Genomic DNA, 12,032 nt, shown 5'->3' on the forward strand with positions numbered 1-12,032 from the left:
CTGGTATTCCTTCCTCATCAGAGAGTCGCTCTTGCTCGGCGACTACTTAGTGCGCCGCCCACTCGATCTTGGAGATGTCGACACCGTCTTTGTACATATCCCACAGCGGCGACAATTCGCGCAGCTTGGTCACCGCCTCGCATACTTTCTGCGCGGCGTAATCGACTTCTTCATCAGTGGTGAAGCGGCCGAAGGTAAAGCGAATGGAGCTGTGCGCCAGCTCGTCATTGCGGCCCAGGGCGCGCAACACGTAGGACGGTTCCAGAGAAGCCGAGGTGCAAGCCGAGCCGGACGACACCGCCAGATCCTTGAGCGCCATGATCAGCGACTCGCCCTCAACATAGTTGAAGCTGAGGTTGAGATTGTGCGGTATGCGGGCGGTCATGCTGCCATTGATGTACAGCTCTTCAAGACCATCGACCTGTTTGAAGAAGCGATCACGCAGGGCCTGGATGCGCTGGTTTTCCTGGGTCATTTCTTCTTTGGCAATACGGAACGCCTCACCCATACCGACGCACTGGTGAGTCGCCAGGGTGCCGGAGCGCATACCACGCTCGTGACCGCCGCCATGGGTCTGCGCTTCCAGACGCACACGTGGCTTGCGACGCACGAACAGCGCACCGACGCCTTTCGGGCCATATGTCTTGTGCGCGGAGAACGACATCAGATCGACCTTGAGCGACTCCAGATCAATCGCCACCTTGCCGGTGGACTGAGCCGCATCAACATGCAGAAACACGCCGCGCGAACGGGTCAGCTCGCCAATCGCCGCGATGTCGTTGATGGTGCCGATTTCGTTATTCACGTGCATGACCGACACCAGGATGGTGTCCTCACGCAGCACTGCCTCAAACATGGCCGGGGTAATCAGACCATCTTCACCTGGCTCGATGTAGGTCACCTCGAAGCCTTCACGCTCAAGCTGGCGCATAGTGTCCAGCACGGCTTTATGCTCGATTTTCGAGGTAATCAGGTGCTTACCTTTACTCTTGTAGAAATCGGCAATGCCCTTGATCGCCAGATTGTTGGACTCGGTGGCACCAGAGGTCCAGACAATCTCACGCGGGTCGGCATTGACCAGCTCAGCCACTTGGCGGCGAGCATGCTCTACGGCCTCTTCAGCCTTCCAGCCAAATACGTGGGAGCGCGATGCCGGATTGCCGAAGTTACCGTCGACCAACAGACAATCGCTCATTTTTTGCGCGACACGCGGATCAACCGGCGTAGTGGCGGAGTAATCGAGGTAAATCGGCAATTTCATAACTTTCTCCTAATCAGGTATCAGGCGAGCTAGCCAGCGCTTTGCGCTCAATCGACGGCGGACGTTTCGATCTTATCCAGGTACGGCGTCCTGCCATTGCAGCGGCGCTGATCCTGGCGCTGGGCAACTTCCTGCACTTCACGGCGGGTCACCAAGTCAGCCAGACTGATGCCACTCAGAAATTCGTGTATCTGCTGGCTGAGGTCACACCACAAATGGTGGGTCAGACAGGTATCACCTGCGTGGCAATCGCCCTGCCCTTGGCAGCGCGTGGCATCAACCGACTCATTGACTGCGTCAATCACCTCAGCCACCTGAATACCCTGCATATCGCGCGACAACTGGTAACCGCCGCCAGGCCCACGCACACTGGACACCAGATTGCCACGACGCAGCTTGGCAAATAGCTGCTCCAGGTAGGAAAGGGAAATACCCTGCCGCTCGGAGATATCAGCCAAAGACACCGGCCCACGCTGAGCGTGCAACGCCAGATCAAGCATGGCGGTGACAGCGTAACGGCCTTTGGTGGTGAGTCGCATAAGGGATTACCGCGTAGTCGCAATATGCAGCGAGTATGCAATTCCCGAGCATTTAAGTCAACTATAAGACCTAGCGCTTTAGTCGGGATTAGCCGGAATGAAGGGCGCACATCATAGCAAAATGCGCCCTACCACACCATCACGCCGCGGGCTTGTCTGCGTCCTTGACCACACCAGCAAAGTCCTCGTCACGCAGCTGCGGCAAATCCTTGGCGCAGTAGTCACTGCCCAAGGACTTGAGCGCGCCGCACATACCCTCCAGGCGCCCATCCACCGCATGCAGGTGGTCAAGCAGCTGACCAATGGCGCGCGCCACCGGGTCCGGCATGTCCTGACTCACGCCATAGGCATCGAAACCCAGCTTCTCGGCAATGGCCTGACGCTTGGCCTCCTGCTCATCGTCGGTTTTGACGATGACTCGCCCAGGGATGCCGACAGCAGTGGCACCCGCCGGCACCTCTTTAGTCACCACAGCATTGGAGCCAATTTTGGCGCCCGCGCCGACCGTGAACGGCCCCAGCACCTTGGCACCAGCACCAACCACCACACCATCTTCTAGCGTCGGATGACGCTTACCTTTGTTCCAGCTGGTACCGCCAAGGGTCACACCCTGATAGAGGGTGACGTCGTTGCCGATTTCGGCGGTCTCACCGATGACGATGCCCATGCCGTGATCAATAAAGAAGCGCCGACCGATCTTCGCGCCCGGATGAATTTCGATGCCAGTCATCCAACGACCGAAGTTCGACACCACGCGCGCCAGCCACTTCCAGCCACTGCTCCACAGCGCGTGCGCTACGCGATGCAACCAGACTGCATGCAATCCCGGATAGCAAGTGACAACCTCAAAGGCATTACGCGCCGCCGGGTCGCGATGAAATACGCTTTGGATATCCTCTTGCATGCGCTCAAACATCTGCCTTCTCCTGCTTAGGGTGCTCGCCACGCGCCGCCTTGATGGTTTCCGTCAAGATACCGCGCAAGATATTCATTTCCAGCCTGCTCACTGCGCTACGCCCGTATAAGCGACGCAGGCGACTCATCAGATGTCGCGGCTTGGCAGGATCAAGAAACCTAATCTCAACCAGCGCCTGCTCCAGGTGACGATAAAACGATTCCAGCTCATCCGCAGCAACCGGCTCTTCATCCGGATCGACGACTGCAGACTGCTTGGCCGGCAGCCCCTCAGTTGTCAGCCAGGCCATACGCACTTCGTACGCCAGCACCTGCACCGCCGCCGCCAGATTCAACGAACTGAACGCCGGATCGGAGGGAATGTGCACATGATAGTGGCAGCGCTGCAGCTCCTCATTGGTCAGGCCGGCATACTCACGCCCAAACACCAAGGCAACTTGCGCACCTTGCTGCGCCTGCTCGCACGCAACACCACCACACTCACGCGGCTCCAGCATCGGCCAGGGAATATGCCGATCCCGCGCACTGGTACCCATTACTAGGCGACAACCGACAAGCGCCTCCTCAAGCGTGGCCACAACCTGCGCCGCATCGAGAATATCAGTAGCGCCGGAGGCCCTGGCCACCGCGTCTTCGCTCGGAAAATCCCGCGGATCAACCAGTACCAACTGCGACAACCCCATGTTTTTCATGGCCCGTGCCGCCCCACCGATATTGCCCGGGTGACTGGTACCGACCAACACAACGCGAATATTTTCCAGCAACGCAAACGCTCACAGACAAGGCTTTGAGGGGCAAATCTTACAGAACCCACCTGCCTTACGCCACGCAAGACGCAGGTTGCACTTCAACCGCCGGGCTTTTCTGCTAGAATGGCCGGCTTTCTTTAACGACCCAGGTGAACATCCATGCAGCCCATGCTGAATATCGCGCTGCGCGCAGCCCGTAGCGCCGGCGAAATGATCTTCCGCTCGACCGAACGCTTGGACGTCATCTCGGTCGACGAGAAAGAAGCCAAGGACTATGTCACTGAAATTGATCGCTCCGCTGAGCAGCTGATCATTCAGGCATTGCGCAAGGCTTTCCCGAACCACGGCATCCTCGGTGAGGAAAGCGGCCTAAGCGAAGGCAGCGGCGACGGCGCCGATTACCTGTGGATCATCGACCCGCTGGATGGCACCACCAACTTTATCCGCGGCATTCCGCATTACGCCGTCAGCATTGCGTGTAAATACCGCGGTCGCCTTGAACACGCCGTGATCATCGACCCGGTACGCCAGGAGGAGTTCACCGCCAGCCGTGGCCGTGGCGCAGCCCTCAACGGCCGCCGCCTGCGCGTCGGTAATCGCAAGAGCCTGGAAGGCGCCCTGCTCGGCACCGGTTTCCCGTTCCGCGACAGCCAGATGGAAAACCTGGAAAACTACATCGGCATGTTCCGCAGCTTGGTTGGGCAAACCGCTGGCGTACGCCGCGCGGGTGCCGCCAGCCTGGACCTGGCCTACGTGGCTGCTGGTCGCTTCGACGCCTTCTGGGAGTTCGGCCTGTCCGAGTGGGATATGGCTGCCGGCGCACTGCTGATTCAGGAAGCAGGCGGTCTGATCAGCGACTTCAGCGGCGGCCACGAATTCTTGGAGAAAGGCCAGATCGTTGCCGGCAACACCAAGTGCTTCAAGGCTGTCCTGACAGCCATTCAGCCGCACTTGTCAGCTTCTTTGAAGCGCTGATTAAGCCGCAATAAAAAAGCGCCCCGCGGGGCGCTTTTTTTTGTACCTGCTAAACATGCTTCGATCAGTTGGACTGATCAACCAGCACCAACTGACCATCTTTGACCGGGATCTGACGACCCGGGTCACTGGCCATTCGCACCTGACTCACTTTGCCATCCAACTCGTACTTAACGTCGTAACCCACCAACTTCTCACTGGTATCGGTTACCGTGCTGCAACGGGTTTCAGTCGTGGTGTAGGTATCACGGCTCTGTAAGTGCTCCTGCGCCTTATTGCCGGCATAGCCACCACCCACCGCCCCCGCAACAGTCGCCAGTTTCTTGCCGTTACCGCCGCCCACCTGGTTGCCGAGCAGACCACCCACCACAGCACCAATCGCCGTACCGGCTATCTGGTGCTCGTCCTTGACCGGAGCCTGACGAGTGACCGCCACATCCTTGCAGACTTCCCGCGGGGTTTTGATGGTTTCCTTGACCGGTTTAACGGCCAGCACTTCGGCATATTCAGGCGCACTGACGAGGCTGTAAGTGGCCACCGCTCCGCCCGCCGTCACACCCACCGCCCCCAACACAGCACCAACCAACATTGACTTGTTCATACAGGCCTCCTTGAAACCGCTGCTTAGCGCTTAACGCGCCTAACTCCCAGCCTTGGAGCATAAAAAAACCGGGCAAGTTCAACACCTGCCCGGCTCATTCAACCATTTGCGATAAAGCGCACAGAATTATGGGCGCTCATCAACCTCTTCTTCGACCACCGGCGGAATCAGGTCATCGACCGTCAGATCGAGCCACACCAGCACCACGTTAGCGATATAGACCGAGGAGTAGGTACCCGCACTCACACCGATAAACAGCGCTACCGAGAAGCCAAACAGATTGTCGCCGGCGAACAGCAGCAACGCAGCAATTGCCAGCAAAGTGGAGATTGAGGTTGCCATGGTGCGCAGCAGGGTCTGCGTGGTGGAGATGTTGATGTTTTCGATCAATGTTGCCTTGCGCAGCACGCGGAAGTTCTCACGCACCCGATCGAACACCACAATGGTGTCATTCAGCGAGTAACCGATGATCGCCAGCAGCGCCGCCATCACCGTCAGATCGAAGGTGATCTGGAAGAACGAGAGAATGCCGAGAGTGACAATTACGTCATGGATCAGCGAGATAATCGCCCCTAAACCGAACTTCCACTGGAAGCGGAAGGCCAGGTAGAGCATCACCCCGCCCAATGCCAGCAGCAGACCAAGACCACCCTGATCGCGCAGCTCTTCACCCACCTGCGGGCCGACGAACTCGACCTTTTTCACCTCAAGCTGCTCTCCGGCTTGGCGCAACGCTGCGGCTACTTTATTACCCAGCTCAGGGTCATCGCCCTGCATGCGGACCACCACATCGGTGGTGGCACCAAAGCTCTGCACCACGGCATCGGCATAGCCAGCGCCAGCCAGCTGCTCACGGATATTACCGAGGTCTGCCGGCTGCTCGTAGCTCAGCTCGATTTGCGTACCACCGGTAAAATCCAGCCCCAGGTTCAGCCCTTTGGTAAACAGGCTAACCAGTGCCAGCAACGTCAGCAGCAGGGTGAAGGCGAACGCAATATTGCGTACCCCCATGAAGTTGATCGTACGATTCATCACAGCCCCTTAAATCCACAACTTCTTGAAGTCACGCCCGCCGCAAGTCAGGTTGACCATGCAACGCGTCACCAGAATGGCGGTAAACATCGAGGTGAGAATACCCAGCGACAGAGTCACCGCGAAGCCTTTGACCGGCCCGGTACCCATGGCGAACAGAATGCCGCCCACCAACAGGGTGGTCAGGTTGGCATCGACAATCGCCGAATAAGCCCGATCAAAGCCTTCATGGATAGCACGCTGGATCGACATGCCATTGGCGATCTCTTCACGAATACGCGAGAAGATCAGCACGTTAGCGTCCACCGCCATACCCATGGTCAGCACGATACCGGCGATACCCGGCAGAGTCAGCGTGGCACTGAGCAACGACATCAGCGCCAGCAGCAGCACCATGTTAAAGCCCAGAGCAATGGTCGCCAGCACACCGAAGAAGCGGTAAATGGCGATGATAAACAGCGAAACAAACAGCATCGCCCACATCGAAGCAGTCACGCCCTTGGTGATGTTGTCAGCACCCAGGCTAGGGCCGATGGTGCGCTCTTCCGCGAAGTACATCGGCGCAGCCAAACCACCAGCGCGCAGCAACAGAGCCAGCTCAGACGACTCGCCTTGACCATCAAGACCGGTGATGCGGAACTGACTACCCAGCGGCGACTGAATGGTGGCCAGACTGATGATCTTCTTCTCTTCGACGAAGGTCTGCAGCTCGACTTCTTTCTCGACACCATCAACCACTTGGCGCACGTAGCGGGTTACCGGCTTCTGCTCGATAAAGATCACCGCCATGCTACGACCGACGTTGTTGCGGGTCGCGCGATTCATCAGGTCACCGCCACGGCCATCCAGACGGATATTCACCTGCGGACTACCGTTCTCATCGAAGCTGGCCTGCGCATCGGTGACCTGGTCACCCGTGATGATCAGATCACGCTCCAGCTGGGCTGGCGGACGACCCTCCTGACGGAACTCGAAACTTTCGGTCGCAGCCTTAGCAGCATCCGGCTCTGCGGCAAGACGAAACTCCAGGTTGGCGGTCTTGCCGAGAATACGTTTAGCTTCGGCGGTGTCCTGCACACCCGGCAGCTCAACCACAATGCGGTTGGCACCCTGACGCTGCACCAACGGCTCAGCCACACCGAGCTCATTGACCCGGTTACGCACAGTAGTCAGGTTCTGCTTGATCGAGTACTCACGAATCTCGACCAACTTGGCCTGAGTTAGCGCCAGTCGCAACACCTGCTGCCCACCACGCTGCACAGTGGTCATGTCAAAATCGGTAAAGTCCTTGCGAATCAGCTGCTGCGCTTTCTCCAGCGTCGCTTCATCGGCAAAGCCAAGCTGGATGGCGCCATCCAACTCAGGCAGGCTGCGATAACGCACGCGCTCTTTGCGCAGCAGGCTCTTGACCTCACCTTCGTAAACCTTGCGACGAGCATCCAGGGCCTTGTCCATGTCCACTTCCATCAGGAAGTGCACACCACCGGACAAGTCCAGACCCAGCTTCATCGGGCTGCCGCCCAGATTACGCAGCCAATCCGGGGTGGTTTGCGCCAGGTTGAGCGCCACAACGAACTCATCGCTCAACGCCTTGCGTACCAACTCTTTGGCAGGCAACTGGTCTTCAGCGCTGTTCAAGCGCAGCAAACCGGCACGCCCCTGATTGGCCAGGCTGGCGGCTTTTACACTGATACCGGCCGCTTCCAGCGCGCGACTGGCGCGATCCAGATCAGCCTGCTCGACGCGCATGGCGGAGCTGTTGCCACTGATCTGGATCGCCGGATCATCCGGGTACAGATTGGGCGCGGAATAGAGAAAACCGATTGCCAGCACAGCCAGAATCAGCAGGTACTTCCAGATGGGAAACTTGTTGAGCATGACGCCGCCCGTTATGACGCGGGGCGCATTAAGCGCCCCGTCGAATGGTAAAGGTGTATGGCTTAGATCGCTTTCAGCGTGCCTTTAGGCAGCGAAGCGGCGATGGCCACTTTCTGAATCTTCAGCTCGACGGTGTCCGATACCTCGATTACTACGAAGTCATCGGAAACCTTCGACACCTTGCCGGCGATACCACCGCTGGTGACCACTTCATCACCTTTCTGCAGGCCGCTGATCAGACCTTTGTGCTCTTTGGCACGCTTGGCCTGTGGACGCCAGATCATCAGATAGAAGATGACCAGAAAGCCGAGCAGAAACACCCATTCAAAGCCACTACCAGCAGGACCGGCAGCCGGTGCGGCGCCTTCAGCGAAAGCAGCGGGGATAAAAAAGCTCATGTAACACTCCTGTTGCAAGGGTCTTTAAAAGGTTGGGAATCAATCCAGAGGCGGCGTTGGCAGCCCGCGCTTGGCATAGAAGGCATCGACAAAGGCGGCCAATGTACCCTGTTGAATAGCCTCACGCAAACCAGCCATGAGCACCTGATAATGCCGTAAGTTGTGGATTGTATTGAGCATGCTACCGAGCATTTCGCCACATTTATCCAGATGATGCAGATAGGCACGGGAGAAATGTTTGCAGGTGTAACAGTCGCAGGTTGGGTCCAGCGGCGAATCGTCGTGCTTATGAAAGGCATTGCGAATTTTCAGCACGCCAGTGTCGACAAACAGGTGGCCATTGCGCGCGTTGCGAGTCGGCATCACGCAGTCGAACATGTCCACACCGCGGCGCACGCCTTCCACCAAGTCTTCTGGTTTGCCCACGCCCATCAGGTAGCGCGGCTTGTCGGCTGGCAATTGCGGCGGCAAGTAATCCAGCACCTTGATCATCTCGTCTTTCGGCTCGCCGACCGACAGACCACCAATGGCATAACCGTCAAAACCGATCTGCTCTAGGCCATCCAGAGAGACTTTGCGCAATTCCTCGTGCATGCCGCCCTGAACGATGCCAAACAGCGCCGCCGTGCTGTCGCCATGCGCCTCTTTCGAACGCTTGGCCCAGCGCAGCGACAACTCCATCGAACGCTTGGCCACATCGAACTCGGCCGGATACGGCGTGCATTCGTCGAAAATCATCACGATGTCCGAACCCAGGTCGCGCTGCACCTGCATCGACTCTTCCGGCCCCATAAACACCTTGGCGCCATCGACCGGAGAGGCGAAGTACACGCCCTCCTCCTTAATCTTGCGCATGGCGCCGAGGCTGAACACCTGGAAACCGCCGGAGTCAGTAAGGATCGGCCCCTGCCACTGCATAAAGTCATGCAGATCGCCGTGCTTCTTGATCACTTCCGTGCCAGGACGCAACCACAGGTGGAAGGTGTTGCCGAGGATGATCTGCGCACCAATCGCCTCGATATCACGCGGCAGCATGCCCTTGACCGTGCCGTAGGTGCCCACCGGCATAAACGCCGGGGTTTCCACCACGCCGCGCGGAAAGGTCAGCCGACCACGGCGCGCCTTGCCCTCAGTCGCCAACAATTCGAAAGACATGCGGCACGTGCGCGTCATAGCTGTTCCTCTGGCCCGCGCGGTGCGGGGTTGCGGGTGATGAACATGGCATCACCGTAACTGAAAAAACGGTATTCACCGGCAATCGCCGCCTGATAGGCCGCCATGGTTTCCGGGTAACCGGCAAACGCCGACACCAGCATCAACAGCGTCGATTCCGGCAAATGGAAGTTGGTCACCAGCGCGTCGACCACATGCAGCGGCCGGCCTGGATAGATAAAGATATCGGTGTCACCACTGAACGCTTTGAGCACACCATCGCGGGCGGCGCTTTCCAACGAACGCACGCTGGTGGTGCCGACGGCAACCACCCGACCGCCACGCGCGCGGCAAGCGGCAACGGCATCGACCACATCCTGGCCGACCTCCAACCATTCGCTGTGCATGTGATGATCTTCGATGCGCTCAACGCGAACCGGCTGAAAGGTGCCCGCACCGACGTGGAGGGTCACGAACGCCTGCTCAACACCCTTCTCGGCAATTGCCGCGAGCAGCTGCTGATCAAAATGCAGCCCGGCGGTCGGCGCCGCAACAGCGCCGGCTCGGTCGGCATACACCGTTTGGTAGCGCTCGCGATCCGCTTGCTCGTCCGGCCGATCAATGTAAGGCGGCAGCGGCATATGCCCGACCCGCTCGAGCAGCGGCAGCACGTCTTCAGCAAAACGCAGCTCGAACAGCGCATCGTGTCGCGCGACCATTTCGGCTTCGCCACCGCCGTCGATCAGGATGGTCGAGCCCGGCTTGGGTGATTTGCTCGAACGCACATGGGCCAGCACGCGCTGACTGTCCAACACCCGTTCAACCAAAATTTCCAGTTTGCCGCCGGAGGCCTTCTGGCCAAACAGCCGCGCCGGAATCACCCGAGTGTTGTTGAACACCATCAGATCGCCAGGACGCAGGTAATCCAGCAGGTCACTGAATTGTTTATGCGCCAGCTCCCCCGTCGGCCCATCAAGCACCAGCAAGCGGCTGGCACGGCGTTCGGCGAGGGGGTGGCGGGCAATCAGAGCGTCAGGCAGCTCGAAATTGAAGTCGGCAACACGCATGGTCAGGAAGAGGTCGTCTAGCAGGGCGGCAGAGCTTACCGGAAATAGTGCATTCTGACCACGCAAGTGGATTGACCAACCCCAACACCATCCCTATACTGCGCCGCCATTGTGCCCCGGTGGCGGAACCGGTAGACGCGGCGGATTCAAAATCCGTTTTCGAAAGAAGTGGGAGTTCGAGTCTCCCCCGGGGCACCATAGATTCGAAGAAAGGCCTTGAGATTCAAGGCCTTTTTTATTGCCTACGAAAAAGCCGGGCGCATGCAGATGCGGCCTCTTTCTCACGCGCAAACGCGCCATAAAGGCACACTCAACGCGCCGCAGAAAACATCTGAACCCCAGCAATTACATGCCCTGCACGGGCTTGGCATTTGCCGGGAAGTTGGCGTAAAGTCTGCCCCACTGTGTTTGCATGGGTCGCCGAAAATCGTGACCTGGTGCAGTAGATCATCCAGATCCGCTACATCCCGCTCGACGTCGCCTGCCACCTTGCAACCAGTATTCAGCCCCTCATGCCGAGTAGCGGCTGTCATCAACTCAAGGTTCAAGGAAATACATCATGTCGAATCGTCAGAACGGTACCGTGAAGTGGTTTAACGACGAGAAAGGTTTTGGCTTTATCACGCCAGAAAGCGGTCCGGATCTGTTCGTGCACTTCCGCGCGATCCAAGGCAACGGCTTCAAGAGCCTGAAAGAAGGTCAGAAAGTCAGCTTTATCGCGGTGCAAGGCCAGAAAGGCATGCAGGCTGACGAAGTGCAAATCCAGGAATAATCCTGCCGTATTGAAGAACCCCTGATGGCAACATCAGGGGTTTTTTGTGCCTTGCCATCCATGACGACCATCCTTGGGAGCCGTCGCTGGGCAAGGCTAAAAATGATTACCGATCATTTTTTATGGCCGACCACCCCCACGGATGCCTTATTGTTGCCGCCATTCCGCCAGCCGAATAACTAAAGAGCCGACCATGACGAAACACCTGCTGCGCCCGCAGGGTGAATTCCCCACCGCGGGGCTAATCCGCCGCCTCGCCGCGATGTTTTATGACTTCCTGCTGTGTATCGCCCTGCTGATCGTCGTGACCTTTGTCTACAAGCTGATCCTGATGGGTTTCTACGGCGAGGCGCAACTAAAGCAGATGTCCGACGCTGGTGCCTTGGATGGCGACCCGCTGCTCTCGACCGTGCTGTTTCTCAGCCTGTTTGGCTTCTTCGCCAAGTTCTGGACGCATAACGGCCAGACACTGGGCATGCAGGTGTGGGGCCTGCGCATTCAGAATCCCGACGGTACGGCGATCAGCCTATGGCAGGCATTGCTGCGTTTTCTGGTTGCCATCGGCTCCTGGCTACTGCTGGGCCTGGGGTTTCTGTGGGTGCTTTGGGATAAAGAAAAGCGCAGCTGGCATGACATCTACTCGGACAGCCAAGTGATTCAGCTGCCGAAAAACATCCACAAGAAGTAGACCTC

The 12,032-nt window shown here is 58.2% G+C and carries 13 protein-coding genes and 1 tRNA gene; 4 read left to right on the forward strand and 10 right to left on the reverse strand.

Going from position 1 to position 12,032, the window contains the following annotated elements:
* Window positions 1-46 precede the first annotated feature (46 nt).
* The 4 genes from HBN63_RS02630 to trmJ all read right to left on the reverse strand — a co-directional run bounded on the left by HBN63_RS02630 (window position 47) and on the right by trmJ (window position 3,479).
* Window positions 47-1,261: an IscS subfamily cysteine desulfurase gene (locus HBN63_RS02630; RefSeq protein ID WP_170048286.1), complete on the reverse strand. Its 1,215-nt coding sequence runs from the start codon at window positions 1,259-1,261 to the stop codon at window positions 47-49.
* Between the two features lie 47 nt (window positions 1,262-1,308).
* Window positions 1,309-1,800: a Fe-S cluster assembly transcriptional regulator IscR gene (gene iscR / locus HBN63_RS02635; RefSeq protein WP_090248642.1), complete on the reverse strand. Its 492-nt coding sequence runs from the start codon at window positions 1,798-1,800 to the stop codon at window positions 1,309-1,311.
* Between the two features lie 139 nt (window positions 1,801-1,939).
* The gene (gene cysE, locus HBN63_RS02640) at window positions 1,940-2,716 is read right to left on the reverse strand and encodes a serine O-acetyltransferase (RefSeq protein ID WP_170048287.1); all 777 of its coding nucleotides are present in this window, start codon (window positions 2,714-2,716) and stop codon (window positions 1,940-1,942) included.
* Window positions 2,709-3,479 carry a tRNA (cytosine(32)/uridine(32)-2'-O)-methyltransferase TrmJ gene (gene trmJ, locus HBN63_RS02645; RefSeq protein WP_170048288.1) on the reverse strand — a complete coding sequence of 257 codons (771 nt, stop codon included), beginning with the start codon at window positions 3,477-3,479 and terminating at the stop codon, window positions 2,709-2,711. The genes cysE and trmJ overlap by 8 nt, the downstream gene beginning before the upstream one ends.
* Before the next feature lie 144 nt (window positions 3,480-3,623).
* On the opposite strand from trmJ, the gene suhB reads away from it, so the two are divergent.
* Window positions 3,624-4,439: an inositol-phosphate phosphatase gene (gene suhB, locus HBN63_RS02650; RefSeq protein ID WP_090248646.1), complete on the forward strand. Its 816-nt coding sequence runs from the start codon at window positions 3,624-3,626 to the stop codon at window positions 4,437-4,439.
* A 64-nt stretch (window positions 4,440-4,503) separates the two neighbouring features.
* Here the strand turns inward: suhB and HBN63_RS02655 are convergent, their stop codons facing one another.
* The 6 genes from HBN63_RS02655 to queA form a co-directional block, all read right to left on the reverse strand.
* Entirely contained in the window at window positions 4,504-5,040 is a 537-nt protein-coding gene (locus HBN63_RS02655) for a glycine zipper 2TM domain-containing protein (protein WP_090248648.1), read from the reverse strand.
* 126 nt (window positions 5,041-5,166) lie between these two features.
* On the reverse strand, window positions 5,167-6,072 hold the full coding sequence (secF, locus tag HBN63_RS02660; RefSeq protein WP_167142098.1) for a protein translocase subunit SecF: 906 nt from the start codon (window positions 6,070-6,072) through the stop codon (window positions 5,167-5,169).
* A gap of 9 nt (window positions 6,073-6,081) precedes the next feature.
* Entirely contained in the window at window positions 6,082-7,950 is a 1,869-nt protein-coding gene (secD, locus tag HBN63_RS02665; RefSeq protein ID WP_167142102.1) for a protein translocase subunit SecD, read from the reverse strand.
* Between the two features lie 62 nt (window positions 7,951-8,012).
* Complete coding sequence (gene yajC / locus HBN63_RS02670; protein WP_167142106.1) at window positions 8,013-8,348, reverse strand: preprotein translocase subunit YajC; 336 nt, start codon at window positions 8,346-8,348, stop codon at window positions 8,013-8,015.
* 39 nt (window positions 8,349-8,387) lie between these two features.
* Entirely contained in the window at window positions 8,388-9,503 is a 1,116-nt protein-coding gene (tgt, locus tag HBN63_RS02675; RefSeq protein ID WP_167142112.1) for a tRNA guanosine(34) transglycosylase Tgt, read from the reverse strand.
* A 14-nt stretch (window positions 9,504-9,517) separates the two neighbouring features.
* Entirely contained in the window at window positions 9,518-10,567 is a 1,050-nt protein-coding gene (gene queA / locus HBN63_RS02680) for a tRNA preQ1(34) S-adenosylmethionine ribosyltransferase-isomerase QueA (protein WP_170048289.1), read from the reverse strand.
* A gap of 113 nt (window positions 10,568-10,680) precedes the next feature.
* Here queA and HBN63_RS02685 point away from each other — a divergent pair.
* From HBN63_RS02685 to HBN63_RS02695, 3 genes are all read left to right on the forward strand, one after another.
* Window positions 10,681-10,765, forward strand: a tRNA-Leu gene (locus HBN63_RS02685).
* 361 nt (window positions 10,766-11,126) lie between these two features.
* Window positions 11,127-11,339: a cold-shock protein gene (locus HBN63_RS02690; RefSeq protein ID WP_090248782.1), complete on the forward strand. Its 213-nt coding sequence runs from the start codon at window positions 11,127-11,129 to the stop codon at window positions 11,337-11,339.
* A 193-nt stretch (window positions 11,340-11,532) separates the two neighbouring features.
* The gene (locus HBN63_RS02695; protein WP_160085310.1) at window positions 11,533-12,027 is read left to right on the forward strand and encodes an RDD family protein; all 495 of its coding nucleotides are present in this window, start codon (window positions 11,533-11,535) and stop codon (window positions 12,025-12,027) included.
* The last annotated feature ends 5 nt before the right edge of the window (window positions 12,028-12,032 follow it).

This window comes from Pseudomonas sp. WS 5011 (assembly GCF_012985775.1).
In the GTDB taxonomy this organism is placed as follows: Bacteria; Pseudomonadota; Gammaproteobacteria; order Pseudomonadales; family Pseudomonadaceae; genus Aquipseudomonas; species Aquipseudomonas peli.